General features: G+C 70.7%; 20 protein-coding genes. 10 read left to right on the top strand and 10 right to left on the bottom strand.

Going from position 1 to position 20,116, the window contains the following annotated elements; translation table 11 throughout:
- Position 1 precedes the first annotated feature (1 nt).
- Genes pgaB through pgaD form a run of 3 tightly spaced genes read left to right on the top strand, consistent with a single transcriptional unit; the run spans position 2 to position 3,560 of the window.
- Complete coding sequence (gene pgaB, locus ACFWZ1_RS15755; protein ID WP_439667132.1) at positions 2-1,837, top strand: poly-beta-1,6-N-acetyl-D-glucosamine N-deacetylase PgaB; 1,836 nt, start codon at positions 2-4, stop codon at positions 1,835-1,837.
- A 29-nt stretch (positions 1,838-1,866) separates the two neighbouring features.
- Positions 1,867-3,096, top strand: a complete 1,230-nt coding sequence (gene pgaC / locus ACFWZ1_RS15750; protein WP_439667290.1) for a poly-beta-1,6-N-acetyl-D-glucosamine synthase — start codon at positions 1,867-1,869, stop codon at positions 3,094-3,096.
- Positions 3,093-3,560: a poly-beta-1,6-N-acetyl-D-glucosamine biosynthesis protein PgaD gene (gene pgaD / locus ACFWZ1_RS15745; RefSeq protein ID WP_231321887.1), complete on the top strand. Its 468-nt coding sequence runs from the start codon at positions 3,093-3,095 to the stop codon at positions 3,558-3,560. The genes pgaC and pgaD overlap by 4 nt, the downstream gene beginning before the upstream one ends.
- Positions 3,561-3,647: 87 nt before the next feature.
- Here the strand turns inward: pgaD and ACFWZ1_RS15740 are convergent, their stop codons facing one another.
- From ACFWZ1_RS15740 to ACFWZ1_RS15725, 4 genes are all read right to left on the bottom strand, one after another.
- Positions 3,648-4,835, bottom strand: a complete 1,188-nt coding sequence (locus ACFWZ1_RS15740; RefSeq protein ID WP_439667131.1) for a class I SAM-dependent rRNA methyltransferase — start codon at positions 4,833-4,835, stop codon at positions 3,648-3,650.
- 92 nt (positions 4,836-4,927) lie between these two features.
- The gene (locus ACFWZ1_RS15735; protein WP_231321885.1) at positions 4,928-5,362 is read right to left on the bottom strand and encodes a hypothetical protein; all 435 of its coding nucleotides are present in this window, start codon (positions 5,360-5,362) and stop codon (positions 4,928-4,930) included.
- A gap of 62 nt (positions 5,363-5,424) precedes the next feature.
- Entirely contained in the window at positions 5,425-6,372 is a 948-nt protein-coding gene (locus ACFWZ1_RS15730) for a serine/threonine protein kinase (RefSeq protein ID WP_439667130.1), read from the bottom strand.
- A gap of 49 nt (positions 6,373-6,421) precedes the next feature.
- Entirely contained in the window at positions 6,422-6,859 is a 438-nt protein-coding gene (locus ACFWZ1_RS15725) for a hotdog fold thioesterase (protein WP_439667129.1), read from the bottom strand.
- Positions 6,860-6,888: 29 nt separating this feature from the next.
- Here ACFWZ1_RS15725 and ACFWZ1_RS15720 point away from each other — a divergent pair, with 29 nt between their 5' ends.
- The gene (locus ACFWZ1_RS15720) at positions 6,889-7,980 is read left to right on the top strand and encodes a 2Fe-2S iron-sulfur cluster-binding protein (RefSeq protein ID WP_439667128.1); all 1,092 of its coding nucleotides are present in this window, start codon (positions 6,889-6,891) and stop codon (positions 7,978-7,980) included.
- Positions 7,981-7,998: 18 nt separating this feature from the next.
- On the opposite strand, the gene ACFWZ1_RS15715 is transcribed toward ACFWZ1_RS15720, so the two are convergent.
- The 3 genes from ACFWZ1_RS15715 to ACFWZ1_RS15705 all read right to left on the bottom strand — a co-directional run bounded on the left by ACFWZ1_RS15715 (position 7,999) and on the right by ACFWZ1_RS15705 (position 9,575).
- Positions 7,999-8,442 (bottom strand): rhodanese-like domain-containing protein, encoded by a 444-nt coding sequence (locus ACFWZ1_RS15715; protein ID WP_231321879.1) that lies wholly within the window; start codon positions 8,440-8,442, stop codon positions 7,999-8,001.
- A gap of 216 nt (positions 8,443-8,658) precedes the next feature.
- Positions 8,659-9,072 carry a hypothetical protein gene (locus ACFWZ1_RS15710; protein ID WP_231321877.1) on the bottom strand — a complete coding sequence of 138 codons (414 nt, stop codon included), beginning with the start codon at positions 9,070-9,072 and terminating at the stop codon, positions 8,659-8,661.
- Between the two features lie 26 nt (positions 9,073-9,098).
- Positions 9,099-9,575, bottom strand: coding sequence for a YiiD C-terminal domain-containing protein (locus tag ACFWZ1_RS15705; protein WP_231321875.1), 477 nt, complete (start codon positions 9,573-9,575; stop codon positions 9,099-9,101).
- An 83-nt stretch (positions 9,576-9,658) separates the two neighbouring features.
- Between ACFWZ1_RS15705 and ACFWZ1_RS15700 the strand changes: the two genes are divergently transcribed.
- The 3 genes from ACFWZ1_RS15700 (at position 9,659) to ACFWZ1_RS15690 (ending at position 12,876) form a co-directional block, all read left to right on the top strand.
- Positions 9,659-10,411, top strand: a complete 753-nt coding sequence (locus ACFWZ1_RS15700) for a uroporphyrinogen-III synthase (RefSeq protein WP_439667127.1) — start codon at positions 9,659-9,661, stop codon at positions 10,409-10,411.
- 120 nt (positions 10,412-10,531) lie between these two features.
- Positions 10,532-11,623 carry a uroporphyrinogen-III C-methyltransferase gene (locus tag ACFWZ1_RS15695; RefSeq protein WP_439667126.1) on the top strand — a complete coding sequence of 364 codons (1,092 nt, stop codon included), beginning with the start codon at positions 10,532-10,534 and terminating at the stop codon, positions 11,621-11,623.
- Positions 11,620-12,876: a heme biosynthesis HemY N-terminal domain-containing protein gene (locus tag ACFWZ1_RS15690; RefSeq protein WP_439667125.1), complete on the top strand. Its 1,257-nt coding sequence runs from the start codon at positions 11,620-11,622 to the stop codon at positions 12,874-12,876. Before ACFWZ1_RS15695 ends, ACFWZ1_RS15690 begins: the two co-directional genes overlap by 4 nt.
- 166 nt (positions 12,877-13,042) lie before the next feature.
- On the opposite strand, the gene ACFWZ1_RS15685 is transcribed toward ACFWZ1_RS15690, so the two are convergent.
- The 3 genes from ACFWZ1_RS15685 to ACFWZ1_RS15675 form a co-directional block, all read right to left on the bottom strand.
- A complete protein-coding gene (locus tag ACFWZ1_RS15685) occupies positions 13,043-13,378 on the bottom strand; it encodes a hypothetical protein (protein ID WP_231321866.1) in 336 nt (111 codons plus the stop codon).
- Positions 13,379-13,439: 61 nt separating this feature from the next.
- On the bottom strand, positions 13,440-15,233 hold the full coding sequence (locus tag ACFWZ1_RS15680) for an ATP-binding cassette domain-containing protein (RefSeq protein ID WP_439667124.1): 1,794 nt from the start codon (positions 15,231-15,233) through the stop codon (positions 13,440-13,442).
- Complete coding sequence (locus ACFWZ1_RS15675) at positions 15,230-16,312, bottom strand: serine kinase (RefSeq protein WP_439667123.1); 1,083 nt, start codon at positions 16,310-16,312, stop codon at positions 15,230-15,232. The genes ACFWZ1_RS15680 and ACFWZ1_RS15675 overlap by 4 nt, the downstream gene beginning before the upstream one ends.
- A gap of 254 nt (positions 16,313-16,566) precedes the next feature.
- On the opposite strand from ACFWZ1_RS15675, the gene ACFWZ1_RS15670 reads away from it, so the two are divergent.
- The 3 genes from ACFWZ1_RS15670 (at position 16,567) to ACFWZ1_RS15660 (ending at position 20,009) form a co-directional block, all read left to right on the top strand.
- Positions 16,567-18,042, top strand: a complete 1,476-nt coding sequence (locus ACFWZ1_RS15670; RefSeq protein WP_439667122.1) for a B12-binding domain-containing radical SAM protein — start codon at positions 16,567-16,569, stop codon at positions 18,040-18,042.
- A complete protein-coding gene (locus tag ACFWZ1_RS15665) occupies positions 18,035-19,255 on the top strand; it encodes a nucleotidyltransferase family protein (RefSeq protein WP_439667121.1) in 1,221 nt (406 codons plus the stop codon). The genes ACFWZ1_RS15670 and ACFWZ1_RS15665 overlap by 8 nt, the downstream gene beginning before the upstream one ends.
- A gap of 223 nt (positions 19,256-19,478) precedes the next feature.
- Complete coding sequence (locus ACFWZ1_RS15660; RefSeq protein ID WP_231321859.1) at positions 19,479-20,009, top strand: ECF-type sigma factor; 531 nt, start codon at positions 19,479-19,481, stop codon at positions 20,007-20,009.
- Positions 20,010-20,116: the final 107 nt, after the last annotated feature.

Raw genomic sequence — 20,116 nt, 5'->3', positions numbered from 1 at the left:
CATGCGTTACCTGATCCTCGCCCTGCTGCTCCTGCTGGCCGTGCCCGCGCACGCGGGCCGGCTGGTCATCCTGAGCTACCACGACATCCACGACCCCGCGCAGGGGCCGACCACCGACCCGGACGCGACCAGCCTGGATCATCTGGTCGGCCATCTGGAATACCTGCACGCGAACGGCTGGACCGCGGTCAGTCCCGCGCAGGTGCGTGCCGCGGCGCACGGCGGGCAGGCGCTTCCCGACAAGGCTTTCCTGCTGACCTTCGACGATGGGCTGGAAAGCTTCTACACGCAGGTCTATCCGCTGCTGCAGGCCTACCACTACCCCGCGTTGCTGGCGCTGGTGACCGGCTGGATCGAAACGGCGCCCGGAGACCGGCTGGACTACAACGGCCGTGACTGCGATGCGTCCTGCTTCGTCACCTGGGCACAGGTGCGCGAGATGCAGCGCTCGGGCCTGGTCGAGATCGCCTCGCACAGCGACGCGCTGCACGAGGGCATCGTCGGCAACCCCCAGGGCAACCTGCTGCCGTCGGCGGTGACGCGCCGCTACGATCCGGCTGCCGGCAGCTACGAAACCGAGGCGGCGTGGCGCGAGCGCATCACCGAGGACCTCACGCGCAGCGCGGCGCTGATCCGCGAGCACACCGGCCAGTCGCCGCACGCGATCGTCTGGCCCTACGGTGCGTTCAACCGTCCCGCGCGCGAAATCGCCGCGACGCTCGGCATGGAGATGTCGCTCACACTCGGCAATGCGGTGCCCGACCCCGTGCGCGACCACACCCTGGATCGCTTGCTGCTGGGCAGCGATCCGGGCGTGACGGACCTGGCCTGGCAGTTGATGCCGACGCATGAAGTGGAGCCGCGCCGCGTGGTGCAGGTCGACCTCGACTATGTCTATGACCCGGATCCAGCGCAGCGCGAACGCAACCTCTCGCAACTGCTCGACCGCATCAAGCGGATGGACGTCGACCAGGTCTGGCTGCAGGCCTATGCCGATCCGGACGGCGATGGCGTGGCCGACGCGCTGTACTTCCCCAACCGCCACCTGCCGATGCGCGCGGACCTGTTCTCGCGCGTGGCCTGGCAACTGCAGACCCGCGCCGGCGTGCATGTCTACGCGTGGATGCCCGCGCTGGCGTTCCGCCCGCGGGCGGGCGATCCGGTCGCGGCGCTGGGCTTGGCCGGCGATGGCAAGGACGTGGCGCGGCTCGATCCCTCGCAGCCGGCCGTGCGCGCCTGGATCGGCGATCTCTACGAGGATCTGGCCAGCCACGCCAAGTTCGACGGCCTGCTGTTCTCCGACGATGCACTGTTGCGCGACACCGACCGGCTGCACGACGCGCCGTCCCCGGGCGCCGCGCGCACGGCGTGGCTGGTTGACTACACCCACGCACTGATCGAACGCGCGCGGCGCTGGCGACCGCAGCTGCGCACGGCGCGCAACCTGTTCGCCGCACCGGTGCTCGACGGCAAGGCCGAGGCCTGGTTCGCGCAATCGCTGCCGGCCTTCGTGGCCGGCTATGACGAAGTGGGCCTGATGGCGATGCCGCAACTCGACGGGGCCAAACCTTCCAAGGCCTGGTTCGAACGCCTGGCCGCTGCCGTCGCCGCCGTGCCGGGCGCGCGCGAGAAGACCGTGTTCGAGCTGGCCGCCCAGGACTGGCGCACGCGCCAGCCGATCGACGCCACTACGTTGCTCGCGCGCATGCGCCTCCTGCAGGTCCAAGGCGCACTGCACCTGGGCTACTACCCGGACGACTTCCCGGCCGACCATCCCGAGCTCGAGCGCATCCGCCCGGGCATCTCCTCGGCCACCTACCCGTACAAGGAGCGCTGATCGTGGACACGACGCATCACGCCCTGTCGATGCTGCTCGACTTCGCGTTCTACTACCCACTCATCATGTCGATGTTGTGGATGAGCGGCAGCATCATCTACTTCCTGCGCTGGGAGCGCCGGCAGCCGCCGCGCACCGAACCCCAACCGCTGCCCGAACAGCCGCCGATCAGCATTCTGGTGCCCTGCCACAACGAGGGCACGCACATCCGCGAGACGATCGAGCAGCTTGCGCGCCAGCGCTGGCCCGAGTTCGAGATCATCGCGATCAACGACGGCTCCACCGACGATACCGGCGCGCAGCTCGACGCCCTGGCCGAGGAGGTGCCGCAGCTGCGGGTGATCCACTTCGCCAGCAACCAGGGCAAGGCGATGGGGCTGCGCATGGCGGCCCTCGCCGCGCGCCACGAGTTCCTGGTGTGCATCGACGGCGACACCCTGCTGGACGAGCACGCCGCGCACTGGATGATGCGCCACCTGCTGGAAAGCGCGCGCGTGGGGGCGGTCACCGGCAACCCGCGCATCCGCAACCGCTCGACGCTGCTGGGCAAGCTGCAGGTCGGCGAGTTTTCCTCGATCATCGGCCTGATCAAGCGCGCCCAGCGCGTGTACGGGCGCATCTTCACCGTGTCGGGGGTGATCGCCGCGTTCCGCAAGCGCGCGCTGCTGGACGTCGGCTACTGGAACGTCGACATGGTCACCGAAGACATCGACGTGAGCTGGCGCCTGCAGATGCGCCACTGGGACGTGCGCTACGAACCGAACGCACTGTGCTGGCTGCTCACGCCGGAAACCCTGCATGGCCTGTGGCGCCAGCGCCTGCGCTGGGCGCAGGGCGGCAGCGAGGTGCTGCTTCGCTATGCCGGCGGCCTGTTCAACTGGCGCCGCCGGCGCATGTGGCCGGTTGCGCTGGAGTACGTGCTCAGCCTGGTGTGGGCCTACCTGATGCTGGTGGTGGTCGCGGTGTGGGCGCTGGGCAAGTTCATGCCGGTGCCGCCCGAACTGGCGGTGCCCAGCCTGTTGCCGCGCTGGCACGGCGTCATCCTGGGCCTGACCTGCCTGACCCAGTTCCTGCTCAGCCTGGTGATCGACCGGCGCTACGAGGCGCGTATCGGGCGCAACTATTACTGGATGATCTGGTATCCGATCGCCTACTGGGTGATCAACACGCTGACCACGGTGGTCGCGTTCCCCAAGGCGCTGCTCAAGCGCCGCGGCGTGCGCGCGGTGTGGGTCAGCCCGGACCGGGGACTGCGATGAAAGCCGAAGGCTTCGTGATCCAGAACGAGCGCCAGCGCACGCCGGCGCAGCGGGCGCTGTCCTCCTTCGTCACGCTGGTGGCGTGGATGCTGTGGCTGTACCTGTGGCTGCCGGTGATCACGCTGGTGGCGTGGCTGGCCGGGCTGCGCACCGCGTGGGTGGAGCTGTCGGCCGAGGCGTACGCCAACCAGACCTCCGACCTGCTGTCTATCCTCGGCTACGCACTGGTCTGTGCCGTGGTGTTCGCCAGCTGGGCCTATTACAACCAGGCCCGCTTCGCGCACAGGACCCGGCGCCGGCAGGGCCCGGCGGCGGTGACGCTCGTCGAGGAGGCCCTGGCGCTGGATGTCGACCCGCGCGAGGCGCAGGCCATGCGTACCCAGCAACACAGCACGCTGGTGTTCGACAAGAGCGCGCGACCGGTGGTGCGGCGTTCGTCCGATCGCGCGCCGGAACCCGCCTGACCCCTTCACAGGATGGGCTTCAGCCCTCCGCTCCGGCGTGCGGCAAGGTAGCGGCGGGCTGAAGTCCGCCCTGCGTGTGGCCGGTGGTCACTCCACCCGGCAGAACACTGCCTTGAGGTAGCGACCTTCCGGCACGTCGGCGCGCACCGGATGATCGGCGCCGGCGCCGGTCACCTGCAGCACCTGGATCTCGCGGCCGGCGTTGAGCGCCACGCGACGCAGCATCTCCAGGAAGTCCGCCTCGGCGACCAGGCCGGTGCACGAGCAGGTCAGCAGCAGGCCGCCGGGCGGGATCACGTCCAGCGCCAGGCGGTTCATGGCGAAGTACTTCTTCAGCGCGTCGAAGACCTTGTTGCGGTCCCGCGTGAGCTTGGCCGGGTCCAGGATCACCGCGTCGTACCGCTCGCCGCGCGCGGCGGCCTCGCGCAGCCAGTCGAAGATGTCCGCCTGCTGGAAGTCGATGGCCAGGTTGTTGGCCGCGGCGTTGGCGCGGGCGATCTCCAGGATCCCCGCGTCCATGTCCACGCCGACCGCCTCGCGCGCGCCCGCCGCCATGGCATGGACAGCGAAGCCGCCGGAGTTGCAGCACAGGTCGAGCACGCGCCGGCCGCGTGCGAATTCCGCGAAGCGTCGGCGGTTCTCGCGCTGGTCGGCGAAGAAGCCGGTCTTGTGTCCCAGTCCGGGCGCGGCGTGGAAGGCCAGGCCGTGCTCATGCACCTGGACCCGCGCCGGCGGTTCGGGGCTGCGGCAGTCGAACGATTCCTGCTTCTGCACGTGGCTCTCGGCGAACCAGTACAGCCGCGCGCCGGGGAAGTGTTCGAGCAGGGCCGCATGGATCGCCTCGCGGAACTTCCACATGCCGGCGGCGAAGTATTCGATCACCAGGATGTCGGCATAGCGGTCGACCACCAGGCCGGACAAACCGTCGCCCTCGCTGTGCACGACGCGCCAGGCGTCGCTGGCGCGGTCCAGTTGCAACAGGTCGCGGCGCAGCTGCACGGCGCGCGCGATGCGCGCGGCGATCCACGTCGCGTCGATCGCTTCGGACGGATCGTTCGTGAGCAGCCGCAATGCGATGCGTGCGTGGCCGTTCCAGAAGCCGCGACCGACGAAACGGTCCTTGCTGTCCACCACCTCGACCACGCTGCCTGGCGGCAGGCGCTGCTCGGGCTTGTACACCTGCGCCGACCACACCCACGGGTGGCCCGGCGCGCGGTCGGATTTGAGGCGGATGCGCGGCGGTGCGACGGGATCGTGCGGGCTGGGAGCGTTCATCCGGCCAATGATACCGGCCACGCAGGGTGGGCTTCAGCCCACCGCCTCGCGCCGTACGTCCAGTGATGGGCTGAAGCCCACCCCGCGAGCCGCTAGCGCAGCTTGAGGATCAGCCACGAGGCCACTGCGAGCAGGTTCACGCCGATGCGCGACACCGACGGCCCGGCTACCGCCAGCACGAAGCCCTGCGTGCCGAAGCTCCAGTCCAGCCAGGGCCGCGCCAGGTGGAAGGTGGTGTAAATGTTGAGGTACGCCCCCGCATGCAGCGCGTAGCTGAACACCGGCGTGGCGATCAGCGGCAACTGCAGCAGCTGTGCCACGCGCGAAAACGCCACGCCACGGTCGCTCCCTTCGACCAGCCACACGCCGGCCAGCAACACGAAACCGAAGGCAATCAGCGCCAGCAACGCGTGCAGCATGTCGTAGGTCGAACCCATCACCAGCAGGCGGCGCAGCGCGCCCGCGGCGCCGTACAGGCCACCGGCGATTTCGAGGATGCCGATCAGGCGGAAGAGGAAGCTGCGCATTCAAAGGTTCCGGTTGGCGGGAGCGCGGAGTGTGCCGCGTTTGCGGCGCGCCGTCTGCGACTTCAGGCCAACACATCGACCAGCTCGTGCAGGTCGGTGCAGTGCTGCTCCCACCAGCGCGGCTCGGCCGCGAACGGGAAGGCGGCGGGGAAGGCCGGGTCGGCCCAGCGCTGGGCGATCCAGCCGGCGTGGTGCACCTGGCGCATGGCGCGCAGGGCGGGAATCAGCGCGAGTTCGGCGTAGTCGAAGTCGCGCATCGAGGTGTAGCCCGCGAGCAGGGCATCCATGGCCGCGGCGTCGTGCGCGAGCATCCACAGGTCCTGGACCGCGGGGCCCGTGCGCGCGTCGTCCAGATCGACGAAGTGCGGCCCGGCGTCCGTCCACAGCAGGTTGCCCGGATGACAGTCGCCGTGCAGGCGCAACTGGCGCGCCGGGCCGACCGCGTCCAGACGCGCGGCCACCGCGTCGTCGAGGCGGCGTACGGCGGCGCGGTAGGCCTCGGCGAGGTGGGACGGCAGCAGCGGGGAGGCCAGCACCGCCTGCGCCGGGCGCGCGATCAGCGTGGCGCGGTCGACTCGTTCGCGATGCCGGAACGGCGCGCGCGAGCCGACCGCGTGCAGGCGGGCGATCAGGCGTCCCAGCCACTCCAGTTGCTCGGTCGATTCGAGCGTCGGCGCACGGCCGCCGCGGCGCGGGTAGAGCGCGTAGCGGTAACCGGCGTGTTCGAGCAGAGTGCGTCCGTGAAACGCGAGGGGCGCGACCATCGGCAATTCATCCGCCGCCAGTTCGTAGGCGAAGGCGTGTTCCTCGGCGATCGCGTCATCGCTCCAGCGGCCGGGCCGGTAGAACTTGGCGATCACCGGCGCGGCATCCTCGATGCCGACCTGCCAGACGCGGTTCTCGTAGCTGTTGAGCGCGAGGAGGCGGCCGTCCGGCCACAGGCCGCACGCGCCGACGGCGTCGAGGACGAGGTCGGGGGTGAGGTTGGCGTAGGGCGCGCCGATATTCATCTCCCTCTCCCCGGAGGAGAGGGAGCCGAGCCTGGCTCCAGTCCGTCGCTCACCGCACCACCGCCCGCCGCGGCACCACCGCCATGGTCAACCGCGAGACGCACACCAGCGCCCCTTCCTCGTTCTCGATGCGAATCTCCCATACCTGCGTGGAGCGCCCCAGGTGCAACGCCCTGGCGGTACCCGTGACGACACCGGAGCGCACGCCCCGCACGTGGTTGGCGTTGATGTCCAACCCCACCGCCACCTCAAGCTCCGGGTCGAGCGTGAGCAGCGCTCCGGTGCTGCCCAGGGTCTCGGCCAAGGCCACCGAGGCGCCGCCGTGCAACAGCCCGAACGGCTGGTGCGTGCGCGTGTCCACCGGCATGGTGCCGGCGAGCCAGTCATCACCGACAGCGGTGAAGCGGATGCCGAGCACCTGCATCAGCGTGTTGTCGCTCCACGCGTTGATGCGCTCGAGATCGGGTGCCTGCTTCCATATCGCCATGGTCGGACCGCCTGAAGGGAAAGCGTGCATTGTCCGTCCACGGCCCGCGCGGCGACAATGCGCAGGTGTTCACCATCACCCTCCAGCATTCCGGCCGCACCTTCACCGCGGCGCCGGGCGAGACCGTGCTCGAAGCGGCGCAGCGCGCCGGCATCGCGCTGCCCTATTCGTGCCGCGCCGGCGTCTGCGGCAGCTGCAAGGCCACGCTGCTGGCCGGCCAATGCGGCTACCCGCGCAACCCGCCGGTCGCGTTGAGCGGCAGCGCGATGGCGCGCCACGCGATCCTGCTGTGCCAGGCGGTGCCCGCGAGCGACCTGACGATCGCGGCGCGCGAGGTCACGTCGGTGGAGGACGTCGCACGCCGCCGCCTTGCCGTGGAGGTGATCGGCAAGCAGCCGCTGGCGCCGGACGTCACCGGCCTGGTGCTCCAGCCCGCGTCGGGCGAAGCGCCGCTCAACTGGCTGCCGGGCCAGTACCTGGACGTGCTGCTGGAGGAGGGCAGGCGCCGACCGTTCTCGATCGCCAGCGGGCCGAAGGAGGACGCCAGCATCGAGCTGCACGTGCGCCACGTCGCCGGCGGCGGCTTCACCTCGTGGGTCCACGAAGGGCTTGCGATCGGCGCGCGGCTGCACATCGAGGGACCGCTGGGCACGTTCGTGCCGCGCGAGGATTCGGAGCGGCCGATGGTGTTCATGGCCGGAGGCACGGGCTTCGCGCCGGTCAAGGCGATCGTCGAGCACTTCCTGGCGCTGGGCACGCGCCGGCCGATGGCGCTGTACTGGGGCGCGCGCAGCGCGGGCGACCTGTATCTGCGCGAACTGGCCGAGCGCTGGGCGCGCGAGACGCCCAATCTCGCGTTCCACGCGGTGCTGTCCGATCCCGAGCAGGCCGCCGCCGCGGGCCTGCGTCCGGGCCTGGTGCACGAGGCGGTGCTGGAGGACCAGCCGGACCTGTCCGGCCACGAGGTCTACATGAGCGGGCCGCCGGCGATGATCGACGCCGGCCGGCAGATGTTCACCGAGGCAGGCCTGCCGGACGAGCGGCTCTACTTCGATTCGTTCGAATACGCGCCGGACGTGCTGGCGCAGATCCTCGCCGGCCGCGCCGGCATCGGCGGGTGACCGTCCCGCCGGATCGCCTCAGCGATTGCCCTTGGCGACCGGCAATTGCGCCTGCTGCCAGGCCAGCACACCGCCGCCGAGCGTGTACACCCTGGTGAAACCGGCCTTGACCAAGCGCTGCGCGGCCTTGTCCGAGCCGCGGCCGTCCTTGTCCATCACCACCACCGGCATGTCCTTGGCCTTGGCCAGGTCCTTGTGCTCGGGGTCGAACTGGCTGGGCAACACGTGGCGCGCACCGGGCACGTGCATCTTCTCGAAGTCGGCGCGTGCGGACAGGTCCACCAGCAGCGGGCTTTCGCGATTGATCAGCAGGGTGAGCCCACCAGGGGTGAGCTCCTTGTACTTGCGCAGCAGGCGGCCGAATTCCATCGCCACCAGCGCGAGCAGGATGACCACGAACAACGCCGACAGCGCGAGATGGTTGCCCACGAAGGTGGGGAGCTTGTGCAGGAAGTCGTTCATGGCGGGCCTGGCCGGATGCGCAAACCGGCGATTATCCGGGAGGGGGGCGACGGGCGCAAAGGTGGCGCGCTCTGAAGCCCTCTCCCCGCCGGAAGGAGGGTTTGGGTGAGGGGACGGGCTCGCGGGGAAGGTTGTTACGGCGCCGGGCCCGCAGGCGGTTCTGTCGCAAGAGTCACCCCTGACCCCAGCCCTCCCCGCAGGGAGAGGGCGCAGACCTCATTCCCGCGTGATATCAGGCAACCCGCTCATCAACCACCAGCGCTTCGTCTGCGGGTCATAGCGCCAGCTCTGCCGGTCGATCACCGTCCGCTCGGACTGCGTGTTCAGGTTGACCAGGCTGATCTGCACCACCTGCCGCACCCGGTTTTCGCCATCCGGCACCGGACCCGCGCCCTCGTCGTAGCCGGTCACGCGCACCTGCTGGAAGCGCGCCAGGTCCAGCGAGGTCAGCGGATTGGCTTCGCGCACTTTCGGATCGACGAACTGCTGCGCGCTCTGGAAGTCGGCCCAGCGCAGCGTGTTCGCATAGCCATTGAGCGTGGTGATCAGCGCCTGGTTGCGCTGGTCGGTAGCACAGCCGGCACACAGCATCGCGACGAGTGCGATCAGCGGAAACAGGTAGCGACGCATGGATGATTCCCTCCGGAAACAGGCCCTCATTGTGCCCCAGCCCGTCGCTTGGCGACGAAGCGCGCCTGCAGCGTGGCGGCCGGGCGCTCGCCGCTGCCGGGCACCTCGCAGTGCACGTCGATGCGCGCCTTGCCACGCTCGGCCAACGTGGCGAAGAAAGTCTCGAAATCGGTACCCTCGGCCAGCCGCGCCTCGGCGCGGAAATCCGTCCACACCGGTTCCAGATAGCGCACGTGCGAGTCCCCCACGAACACGTCGCAGTCTTCGCCGCGCCGCTGCAACTCGAGCTCCACCAGTGCCCAGCCGGCCAGCGTCATCACGCTGGCGAGGCTGCCGCCGAAGGCACAGCCCTTGTCGTTGACGTTCGGCGCCAGCGGTGCGGCCAGCGCAAGGCCATCGCGATCGTAATGGTGCAGGCGCAGGTCCATGGCGCGGGCGAGCGGGATCCTGTCGCGGATGAAGCGGAGCAGGTCGTCGGCGAGCAGTCGGGAGTCGGCAATCACGGCGCGGGACTTGGGTGGGGAAAAGCGCCAAGTGTAGCGAGCGGCTTACACTGCCGACCTGTTTCGGCTGCACGGACTGCGCGGTGCCCCACGCTTCGACCACCGGCGAACTCGACGGACGGGTGATCGTCATCACCCGCCCGGCCGGCACCGCCTCGGCCTTCGCGCGCCAGGTGCGCGCCCTCGGCGGCGTGGCGTTGTTGCTGCCGGGCCTGGCATTGCGCGCAGGCGACGAGGATGCGCGCACGCCATTGCGTGAAGCCCTGCGCGCAGACGACCTGCTGCTCTTCACCAGTCCCGCGGCGGTGCGCTTTGCCGCCGCGCTGATGCCGCTGCGCACGCGCGCCACGGTGCTGGCAGTCGGGCAGGGCACCGCCGCCGCGTTGCGCCGCCACGGCCTCGCCGTGCAGGCGCCCGCGCGGCAGCAGGACAGCGAAGGCCTGCTTGACCTGCCCGCGTTGCACGACGTGCGGGGACGCGGCGTGGCGCTGGTCGGCGCCCCCGGCGGCCGCGGCCTGTTGCAGCAACGCCTCATCGAAGGCGGCGCGCGCCTGCGCGAGGTATGGGTCTACCGTCGCACGGCGGCACGGCTGGACCGCCGTCATGTCGATGCCGTGCGGCAACTGCGTCCCGACGCCCGCGTGCTCCTCTCCAGCGTGCAGGCGCTGGCCAACCTGCATGACAGCCTGCCTCCGGAAGCATGGACGCGCCTGTGCAGCGCCGTCGCCGTGGCCAGCAGCGAGCGCCTGGAAGCCGCCGCCCGCGCCGCCGGCTTCCGCCACGTGCGCCGCGCCGCGTCAGCCCTTTCCGCCGACCTCCTCGCCGCCGCCCGCTGACCCCGTGGTTCCTCCGGCGCGACCGCGATGCATGCGCTAGCGGCTTCCCTTGCAGGAGGATGCCGCAGGCTTCACACCCACCATGCGAACCCCGCCATGCGGGCTGCTAGCATGGCGCGCATGAGCCAAGACGACCTCGCTTCCGATCGTCCCGACGCGCCGGTTCCGGCCGCCGCCCCGGTCCCGCGTCCCGCGTCCGCCCCAGCCCCGCGGCGCGGCGGCACGCTCGCCCTCGCGCTGCTGATCGCCCTGCTCGCGCTGGGCCTTGCCGGCTACGTGGCCTGGCGCCAGTGGCAGCAGATGCAGGGCAGCGCGAGCGACAACCTCGACCAGCGCGTGGGCCATCTGGAAGACACGCTCACCACGCTCGGCGACGAGCGCTCCTCGCTGCGCCAGCGCCTGGGCGACGCCGAGCAGGTCAACCGCAGCCTGCGCGAGGAATTGCTGGGCCAGTCCGAGCGCGTGCGCAACCTCGAGGATGCGGTCGCCAAGCTGTCGGAGAAGAGCCTTTCCGGCCACGACGCGATGCTGCTCGATGAAACCGAGACGCTGCTGCGCATGGGCCAGCAACGCTACGTGCTGTTCCATGACGCGCAGGGGGCGGCCGCTGCCTACGGGCTGGCCGACCAGGCGCTGGCCGCGGTGAACGACGGCGCCTTCTCCGGCGTGCGCCAGAGCCTTGCCGCCGAGCGCGAGGCGCTGGAGCAGAGCGTGCCGCGCACCCAAGCGATCGATGTCCTGCAGCAATTGCGCGGTGCGATCCAGACGCTTCCGCTCAAGCGCGAGGACGCTATCGCGGAGACGGCCAACCCCGGCGCGTGGGCACGCATCCGCCATGCACTCGGCAGCGTGGTCAACGTGCAGCGCGACGACGGCGCACCGCTGGCGGTGGCCGATGCCCGCTTCGCCCGTGAACTGGCCGCGCTCGACCTCGCCCAGGCGCAGGCCGCGCTGCTCGCCGCCGACGTCGATGCCGCGCACGCGGCCATCGCCCGTGCGCAGGCCAGCGTGGCGGCACGGTTCGATACCGCCGATCCGGCCGTCGCGCACGTCCAGGCCCAACTGGCGAGCCTCGCCGGGAGCATCAAGCCTGCCGCGCCGGTGCAACTGGGCGCCGCACTGGCCGAACTGCGCAACCTGCGCGCCGTGCATGCCTTGAAAGCGGTCGACGCCACGCCGGCACGCGCGTCCAGCACGGGGCACCGGCCGTGAAGCTGTGGCGCTGGCTGTTGCTGCTGATCGTGGTCGCGGCGCTCGCCGCGTTCGGCTGGCACTGGGTCGCCGAGGATCCCGGCTACGTGCTCGTACGCCTGCGCGGCTGGCGTGTGGAAACCACCGTGGTGGCCGCGCTGGTCATCGTGCTGTTGGCCTGGGCCATTCTTGCCGGGCTGTGGCGGCTGGCGCGCTGGCCGTTCGGCGCGATGTCGCGGCGGCATCGCCGGGTGAGCCGACAGCGGCTGGGCAGCGGCCTGGTCGCGCTGATGGAAGGTCGCCACGGCGAGGCCGAACGCGACCTGGAGCGAGCCGCGCGACTGGACGCGCTGCGCGGTCCGGCCCTGCTCGCCTCCGCCGAAGCCGCCTCGCGCCGCGGCGAGGCCGCGCGCGCACTGGAAGCCCTCAATCGCGCCGGGCAGGCCGCGCCGCAGGCGGCGCGCGTGGTGCGCGCTCGCGTACTGCGCCGCGACGGCAAGCCGGCCGAAGCCCTCGCCCTGCTCAATCCCGAGGCCGACAGTGGCAGCCTCACCCCTGGTGGCTGGCACGAACTCGCCCTCGCCGCGCTCGCCGCCGGCGAACCGCGCCGCGCGCTGGCTGCGCTGGAACCGTTGCAGAAAAGCGGCGCGCTCGGCACGCCGCGCTATACCGCGCTGGAAACGCAGGTGCTGGTTGCCGCCATCCTCGCCACGCCCGACGGCCAGGCGCTCAATGCGCTGTGGTCGCAACTGCCCAAGGGCCAGCGCCGCGCGCCCGCGGTGATCGACGCCTACGCCCGCCGCGCCGCCGCCTTCGGGCTGGCGCTGCCGGCGATGGACGAGCTGGAGTCCGCCTTGCGCCGCGAGTGGTCGCCGCAGCTGGCCGAAACCTGGGGCACGCTCGACGGCGACGACCTGGACGCGCGACTGCGCCGCGCGGAAAGCTGGCTCGATGCCCATCCCAACGACCCCGGCCTGCTGCTCGCGCTCGGCCGCATGTGCGTGCGCCAGCAACTATGGGGCAAGGCGCGCACCTATCTGGAACGCTCGCTTGCCATCGCACCCAGCCCCGGTGCCTGGGAAGCGATGGGTGACGCCTGCATCGGCCAGGGCGATGTCCCGCTCGCCCAGCGCTGCTATCGCAATGCGCTGGCCCTCACCCGCGGCGAGGCCACCCTCGACCTGCCGCGCGACAGCCGTCTGTCCCACCCGGACACGCGCTCGCTGGCGGTCGAGGAGCGCGACGAGCACGGCGTGCCGCGGCTGCGGAACTGACCTGCGCCGGATCGGCGAGCTGCGTGGCCGCCGCGTTGCGAGCCGGTCGAGACAAGCAATCGTGTATGAGCCTCGTCCGGAAGGTTCGAGTGAGGTCCCCGCTCGCTCGGAAACACGATCGGCACCTCCATCGGGACTGAAAATCCCGTGATGGCCCGACAGCCCTTCAATCGACCGACATGGCCCAGGTGATGAAGCCCGCGTTGAGCGTGGTAAGCGTCAGCGCAACCAGGAACAGCGTGTCGGAAACGCGTTCCAGCGTGTGGTTGCGTTGCACGTTGCGGGTGCGCAACGCCCAGTAGGAAAGCAGGCACGTGATCAGGTACAGCATGGCGTTGAGGGCGAGCAGGTCGTCGCCGACGAGGTCGGTCCGGCGGATCGTGATGACCACGCGCAGGATGCCGATGACCATGATGCAGACGCCGACCATGGCGGCCGAGGCGCTGAAGATGTGCACGCAGATGTCCTGGTCCAGTGCCCTGCGGCGCGGTGTCTTGTTCATGGGTCCGGTCCGACCTTTGGTAGCCGGACTCTAGACCTCGCGCGGCCTGGCGGGTTCGCGATCAACCGAACGCGGCGTCACCGGGCGCGGATCGACCGCCGGGCGTGTTGCGCACGATCGTGACGGCCAGGTCCCGGTCGATCTGCAGATGCTGCTCGGCCATGGACGACACGCTGGCGCGATGGGAAACCACCACCAGGATCGAGCGCGGCAGTTGCCGCTTGAGCGTGGCCAGGACGGCCAGTTCCGACGCGGCATCGAGGGCACCGGTAGCCTCGTCCAGCACGGCCAGCAGCGGCTGGCGCAGGATCACCTGGGCGAGCATCAGCCGCTGCAGTTCGCCGCCGGAGAGGCGGCTGGAGCTGCCGTAGAGCGGCGCGTCCAGACCCTCGCGCGATGCCGCCAGCCAGCGGCCGAGGCCGACGTCCTCCAGCACGGCGAGCATGGTGCCGTCGCTCGCCGCCGGCGCCGCCCAGGCCAGGCAGTCGCGCACCGTGTGCTGCCAGGGGCGCACGCTCTGGCTGACGTAGGCGCCATTGCGCACCAGCGCGCGGTAGCCGTCGAAGTCGATCGCGTAGTCGCCGATCGAGGCGCTGAAGTCCGCCGGAAGGGTCATGCCGGCGAGCACGTCGACCAGGCTGCTCTTGCCGATACCCGAGTCGCCCGAGACCAGCGTCAGTTCGCCAGGCGCCAATACCAGGTGGCGCACGCACAGCGCCTCCAGCGGTGCACGCAACCGCAGCTGGTCGATCGCCAGCACGTCGCCGACCGCCAGCGCACGCGCCGGCACGGCGGGCAACGCGTCATGGCGGTGCCGCATGTGGCGCTGCCACAGTTCCAGCGCCGGCGAGGCCGAACGCAATTGCTGGCAACTTTGCCGGGTCGACACCAGGTACGGCAGCAGGCGCCCGAGCAGCAGGCTCACCGCGATCAGCGACGCACTGTCGATGCCATGCCAGCGATGGGCGAGCACGAACATGCCGGCGATGCCCGCGGCGGCGGCCAGTTCCAGCATCAGGCGACCGGCGGCGACCAGCTCCATCTGGCGCCGGTAGCCCAGGCCCAGTCGCGCGGAGATCGCACCGTAGCCGGCCTTTTCCGCGCTCTGCCGCTCGAACGAGCGCACGTAGCGCAGGCGCCTTGGAAAATCCTCGCTGAGCCAGAACAGCCGCGTCATGTCGGCCACGTACTGCCGGCTTACCGCCGACTGTTCGCGGCCGTAGGCGCGCGCGGCGAACAGCCCTAGCGCCACCAGCACCGGCGTGATCAACAGCAGCGCCGGCGATACCCAGAACACGAACGCCAGGCTCACCGCGGTGGTGAGGCCGATCACCGCCAATTGCAGCAGCGCGCTGAACCCCTGCACGAGGATCTCGATGTTGTAGGTCAGCACGTTGGCGATCTCGGCCGAGCTCGCGTCGGCCAACTCGCCCAGCGGCGCATCGACCAGGCGCGCGTGCACCATCCGTCGCAGGTTCATGCCGCAGCGGCTGACCAGGTCGGCGCCCAGCCGCGCCACCTGCCAGCGCATCAGCGCGAAGCTGCCGGTGGCCACCGCAAAGGCGAGCGCCTGCATCGGCACGCTGCCGTAGGCCGCGAAGGTGGACGACGAACCCGGCTGTACCAGCGGCACCAGGCAGATCGCCGCGATGCTGCCGGCCAGCGCCGCGCCGAGCGACAGCGCCACATAGGTTGCGATCTGCAGCGCATCCCGGCGGCCTAGCGTGAGCGCGAAGGCGCGCCAGAAACGCGAGGCCGGCAGCGCCCGGAGCAGCGTTGTCGTGGCGCGTTGGTACCAGGGCGCCAGGCCGTCGCGGCGGTCCAGGGTCGCGTCTTTGCCGGGGATCGTGCTCATCTTTCCTGAGTGCAGGCGGCTTCGGGAAAAGTTGGCCCGCTCGATCGCGCTTCGCGCCGCGAAACGGGGTGTGCGTCGGCATCAAGCAGCCGCCGCAGGACCTCGACCGAGGCCCGCGGATCGCCTCCGCGCCGTAACCGGTACACGCCTCGACCGGCCAGCGCCTGCGCGAACGCCTGCCAGCCCGGCTGGCCCGCCGCGTAGGGCTGGTTGACCGCCAGCCAGGTCGCGGCGGTGTCGGTGTCCACGGGCGACAGCAACTCGCCGTCGGCCCGCTCCCCGGTCACCATCACCGCGCCGACCAGTTCGAGCGGTCTGCCCGCGAGCCGGCCCGCGCCCTGGCGAAGATCGGCCTCGACTTTCTCCACGCCGCTGCGCCGCCGGATCCGTGGCGAGCGCTGCAGCCAATCGCGCGTGGCGCCATCGGGCAGCAACCCGAGCGCATCCGGCCGCAGATGCAGGAAATTGGGCACGCCGGTCGCGAGCAGGGTGTGCGGCTGCACGAACACTGCGTCCTCGGCGAGGAAGTCCAGCCCGTGCAGCAGGCTGTGCAGAGCCAGCGTGGACTTGCCCGCGCCGCTGTCGCCCAGCAACAGCACGCCGCGCCCGCCATGTCCCACGCACGCGCCATGCAGTGGCACCAGGCCCATGCCGCGCGTGGCCAGGGTGAACACGGCGAACTCGATGAGCTCGTAGCGCAGGTGATAGGGCCGCCTGAGCATCGCCTGCGAAGCGACCACCAGCGCGCGACGACCACGTGGGTCGAGCACGGCGTAGTTGTGCTCGTCCACCACGCCGCATAGCAGCCCCGCGCCCGCCTGGTGCCGTACCGGGGGCGGCTCGCGACGGTACCTGGTGCGGGCGGGCCGCAGGCGCAGCTCGACGTGGAAGTCCTCCGCGCGCGGCAGCTCGTACGCGGGAAGCCCGCCATAGGCGACCTCGACCAGCTGCAGCAACGCCTCGTTGTCGCTGGCGAAGTGGAAGCGCCCACCCAACACTTTCCGCTGCAGCCCGAAGCCGCAGGCGGTGTGCTCGCCGAACGGATCGGCGACGGTGGCGGGGGAGGAGGGCAGGGTCATGCCTGTGTGAGTGCGCCTGCGGGAAGCCGAGGTTTTGCTCGCCGCGGATTGGCTCCCTCTCCCCGACGGGGAGAAAGCTTCGGATTGCGCGCGCCTGCCATTTCGTCAGGTGCCCAACGCCACGCACATCCACTTCCTGACCCGGAGACGCCTTCCAGGCAACGCAACCTCGATCCCCCCGCCCGGCACTTACCCGCATGCACGCCGACGGCCGCCCCGCGCGGCCTCCTTCGCCAACGGCCGGGCCGACACCCATGCTCAAGATCCAGGTCAGCCACTCCTACTACCTGCAGTACGACCGCAAGCAGTGGGAACGCGGCAAGCCCTATCCCCCGCTGGCGACGATCCAGGTCGCCGCGTTCCTGCGCCAGCACGGGCACGAGGTCACGCTGTTCGACACCATGCTGGCCGACGGCGTGGAGGCCTACGCCGCATCCCTGCATGCTGCCGCGCCCGCGCTGGTGGTGCTGTACGAGGACAACTTCAACTTCCTCACCAAGATGTGCCTCAGCCGAATGCGCGAGGCGGCCTGCCGGATGATCGGCGAGGCACATGCCAGCGGCGCGCGCGTGATCGTGGCCGGCTCCGATGCCTCCGACCAGCCCGATGCCTTCCTCGCCGCCGGCGCTGACGTGGTGCTGCTGGGCGAGGGCGTCGGCGCTCTGTCGGCGCTGGTCGAACGGTTCGACCGCGATCGCGCCATCGACAACCAAGACTGGACCGCCGGCCTCGCCGGCGTCGCCTTCCGCACGGGCGGCCAGACGCAACTGCAGCGCATCGGCATCCAGCCACCCGACGCGCGGCTGGTCGGCCACCCGGCGTGGGACCTGATCGACATCGAGCGCTACCGCGCGTTCTGGACCGGCCGGCACGGCTACTTCAGCCTCAACATGGCCGCCTCGCGCGGCTGCCCGTTCCGCTGCAACTGGTGCGCAAAGCCGATCTGGGGCAACCATTACCGCCAGCGCGGCGCACTGGACGTCGCCGCCGAAATGGCGCACCTCAAACACACGTTCGCGCCCGACCACATCTGGATGGCCGACGACATCTTCGGCTTCTACGTGGACTGGGTGCAGACCTTCGCCGAGCACCTGCACGCGAGCGCCGGCTCGGTGCCGTTCACCATCCAGGCGCGCGCCGACCTGTGCAGCGAGGCGATGGTCGACGCGCTTGCCCGGGCCGGCTGCGTCGAGGTCTGGATCGGCGCCGAAAGCGGCAGCCAGCGTGTGCTCGACGCGATGAGCAAGGGCACCCACGTGGCCGATTTGATCGGCGCCCGCGAGCGGCTCGGCCGCCACGGCATCCGCGTCGGCTTCTTCGTCCAGCTGGGCTATCTCGGCGAGGAACTGGAAGACTTGCTGGCCACGCGGGAACTGATCGCACGCGCCGCACCGGACGACATCGGCGTCAGCGTCTCCTATCCATTGCCCGGCACCAAGTTCTACGAGAAGGTCAAGGCCCAGCTCGGCCGCAAGACGCACTGGGAGGAAAGCAACGACCTGGCGATGATGTTCCGCGGCGCCTACGACTCGGACTTCTACCGGCACGTGCGCGACCTGCTGCACGCGCAAGTGGAGCTGCAGCAGTCGGCGTCACAGCAGTCCACCGAGCACCACGCGCTGGCCCGCGCCGCGCTCGATGCGCGCTGGAACGCGCTGATCGCCAGCGAGCAGGCGCACCGCACCGAACAGGCCTGCCCGGCGGCCACGGCGACGCTCAGCCATGCCTGACCACCTGCCGCCGCTACGCACCATCCGTGCCGGCCTGCGCCGCGCCACCGAAGCGCTTGCCGCCGAACTGGCGTTGCCCGGCGGCGGCACGCCCGACTGGACGCCGCTGGAATGGCGCCTGGCCATGGCCGCGGCCGCCGCGCACGGCGTCTCGCCGCTGCTCGACCGCCGCCCCAGCTGGCAGCACGCGCCGTGGAAGCGCTTTCTCGCCGACCAGCACGAACACGTGGAGCTGCGCCACCGGCGCATCGTCGACCTGCTGCACCGGCTGGACGCCGCCGCCCGCGCCGCCGGCGTGCCGCTGGTGCCGCTGAAGGGCGCGGCGCTGCACGCGCTGGGCCTGTACGCGGCGGGCGAACGGCCGATGGCCGACATCGACCTGCTCGTCCATCCGGGCGACGCGCAACGCGCGGCCGGCCTGCTCCAGGAACTCGACTACGAGAGCTCCTTCACCCAGTGGAAGCACCAGGTGTTCAAGCCGGTCGCGCAGGCGCCGGTGAATGCCCTGGGCGAGCACCGCGACACCCCGGTCAACATCGAGCTGCACACGCACATCCACGAGCGCCTGCCGCTGGCCACCGTCGACCTCACCGCCGCGGTGTACCCGCGCGAAGCGCAACCCGGCATCAATGCCTACCCCTCGCACGCGGCGCTGATGGGCCACCTGTTGCTGCATGCGGCCGGCAACCTCTGCGGCCGCAGCCTGCGCCTGCTGCACCTCAACGACATCTCGCTGCTGGCCACGCGCATGACACCGCGCGACTGGGACGTGCTGTGGCACGCGCACGAGCGGCCGTGGTGGGCGCTGCCGCCGCTGCGCCTGGTGGCGCGCTATTACCGCCACGCCGTGCCCGACACCGTGCTCGAACGGCTCGAACGCGACTGCCCGCCGCTGCTGCGCGCGGTCTCCGGCCGCTGGACACTGAGCGCGGTGTCCTGCTCGGACCTGTGGCTGCACGGCCTGGCCGGCATGGAATGGTGCCGCTCGCCCGGCGAGGTCGCGCGCTACCTGCACAACCGGCTCAGGCCGACCGACGAGGCCCGGCGCGAGCGGGCGGACATGGTCCGCACGCAGCTGTGGCTGCAGGGGCAGAGCTGGGTCGTCTCCTCGCAACGCCGGCGCATCCTTGCCTGGCTGACCCGCCCGGTGCCGCGGATGGATACGTTGTACGTGGTGAGGGCGGCGCTGGAGTCGCGTCTGGCCGAAAACTGAAGACCTCCCTCCTGCGAAGGAGAGGGTTTGGGTGAGGGGTCGGCGCTTGCGGGGAGTAACCAGAGCGACCGCCCTTCAGGTGGCCTTTCGCAAGAGTGGCCCCCTCACCCCAGCCCTTTCCGCGGAGAGGGGCAACTCCCCGGCAAATCGCCCGATCCGTTCCACCCATCGTCCGCAGGCGTACCATCCCCCCGTTGAGGCCTGCCCCAGCGGGGTGCTTCGGATGTCCGAATCGCGACCCATGCCGCTCGACCAGTCGGCCGAGGCGTTGTTCGTCACGGTCTACGCGCGCCTCAAGGCCATGGCCGCCAAACAGCTGGCCAGCCGTCGCAACGCCACGCTGGACACCACCGAGCTGGTGCACGAGCTGTACCTGCGCATGGGCCAGCGCGAAGGCCTGCAGTTCGACCATCCGGCGCAGTTCTTCAGCTACGCCGCGCGCGCCATGCGGCATCTGCTGATCAACCGCGCCCGCGACCGCCTGCGCCTGTGCGCCGGCGGGCAGTGGCAGCGCGTGACGCTGGACGACCAGTCGCTGAAACTCGCGCTCGACACCGCCGAACAGGCACTCGCGCTGGACGCCGCGCTGGACGAACTCGAACTGGCCGACGCGCGCGCCGCGCAGGTGGTCGAACTGCGCTTCTTCGCCGGCCTCAGCCTGGAGCAGGTGGGCGAAACGCTGGGCCTGTGCCGGCGCACCATCGATCGCGACTGGCGCTTCGCCCGCGCCTTCATCAAGGCCCGCATGGACTAGCGCGCAAGCAGGAGCACCGGGTCCTGCCGCAGTCCGCGCATCACCCGGGGAACATGGTCGCAAACCGCACCCATCCGGGGTTTATGGAAGAGGCAGGGCGAGGAGAG

It is taken from the genome of Frateuria sp. GZRe14 (assembly GCF_051900395.1).
GTDB lineage: Bacteria > Pseudomonadota > Gammaproteobacteria > Xanthomonadales > Rhodanobacteraceae > Frateuria_A > Frateuria_A edaphi.
The sequence above is the reverse complement of the archived record's forward strand: the minus strand, read 5'-3'. Positions and strand labels throughout refer to the sequence as shown.

What these genes read in the sequence shown, in the direction of transcription:
- pgaB (WP_439667132.1), top strand. Translation starts at nt 2, where the DNA reads ATGCGTTACCTGATCCTCGCCCTGCTGCTCCTGCTGGCCGTGCCCGCG.
- pgaC (WP_439667290.1), top strand. Translation starts at nt 1,867, where the DNA reads ATGCTGCTCGACTTCGCGTTCTACTACCCACTCATCATGTCGATGTTG.
- pgaD (WP_231321887.1), top strand. Translation starts at nt 3,093, where the DNA reads ATGAAAGCCGAAGGCTTCGTGATCCAGAACGAGCGCCAGCGCACGCCG.
- ACFWZ1_RS15740 (WP_439667131.1), bottom strand. Translation starts at nt 4,835, where the DNA reads ATGAACGCTCCCAGCCCGCACGATCCCGTCGCACCGCCGCGCATCCGC.
- ACFWZ1_RS15735 (WP_231321885.1), bottom strand. Translation starts at nt 5,362, where the DNA reads ATGCGCAGCTTCCTCTTCCGCCTGATCGGCATCCTCGAAATCGCCGGT.
- ACFWZ1_RS15730 (WP_439667130.1), bottom strand. Translation starts at nt 6,372, where the DNA reads ATGAATATCGGCGCGCCCTACGCCAACCTCACCCCCGACCTCGTCCTC.
- ACFWZ1_RS15725 (WP_439667129.1), bottom strand. Translation starts at nt 6,859, where the DNA reads ATGGCGATATGGAAGCAGGCACCCGATCTCGAGCGCATCAACGCGTGG.
- ACFWZ1_RS15715 (WP_231321879.1), bottom strand. Translation starts at nt 8,442, where the DNA reads ATGAACGACTTCCTGCACAAGCTCCCCACCTTCGTGGGCAACCATCTC.
- ACFWZ1_RS15710 (WP_231321877.1), bottom strand. Translation starts at nt 9,072, where the DNA reads ATGCGTCGCTACCTGTTTCCGCTGATCGCACTCGTCGCGATGCTGTGT.
- ACFWZ1_RS15695 (WP_439667126.1), top strand. Translation starts at nt 10,532, where the DNA reads ATGAGCCAAGACGACCTCGCTTCCGATCGTCCCGACGCGCCGGTTCCG.
- ACFWZ1_RS15685 (WP_231321866.1), bottom strand. Translation starts at nt 13,378, where the DNA reads ATGAACAAGACACCGCGCCGCAGGGCACTGGACCAGGACATCTGCGTG.
- ACFWZ1_RS15680 (WP_439667124.1), bottom strand. Translation starts at nt 15,233, where the DNA reads ATGAGCACGATCCCCGGCAAAGACGCGACCCTGGACCGCCGCGACGGC.
- ACFWZ1_RS15675 (WP_439667123.1), bottom strand. Translation starts at nt 16,312, where the DNA reads ATGACCCTGCCCTCCTCCCCCGCCACCGTCGCCGATCCGTTCGGCGAG.
- ACFWZ1_RS15670 (WP_439667122.1), top strand. Translation starts at nt 16,567, where the DNA reads ATGCTCAAGATCCAGGTCAGCCACTCCTACTACCTGCAGTACGACCGC.
- ACFWZ1_RS15665 (WP_439667121.1), top strand. Translation starts at nt 18,035, where the DNA reads ATGCCTGACCACCTGCCGCCGCTACGCACCATCCGTGCCGGCCTGCGC.
- ACFWZ1_RS15660 (WP_231321859.1), top strand. Translation starts at nt 19,479, where the DNA reads ATGTCCGAATCGCGACCCATGCCGCTCGACCAGTCGGCCGAGGCGTTG.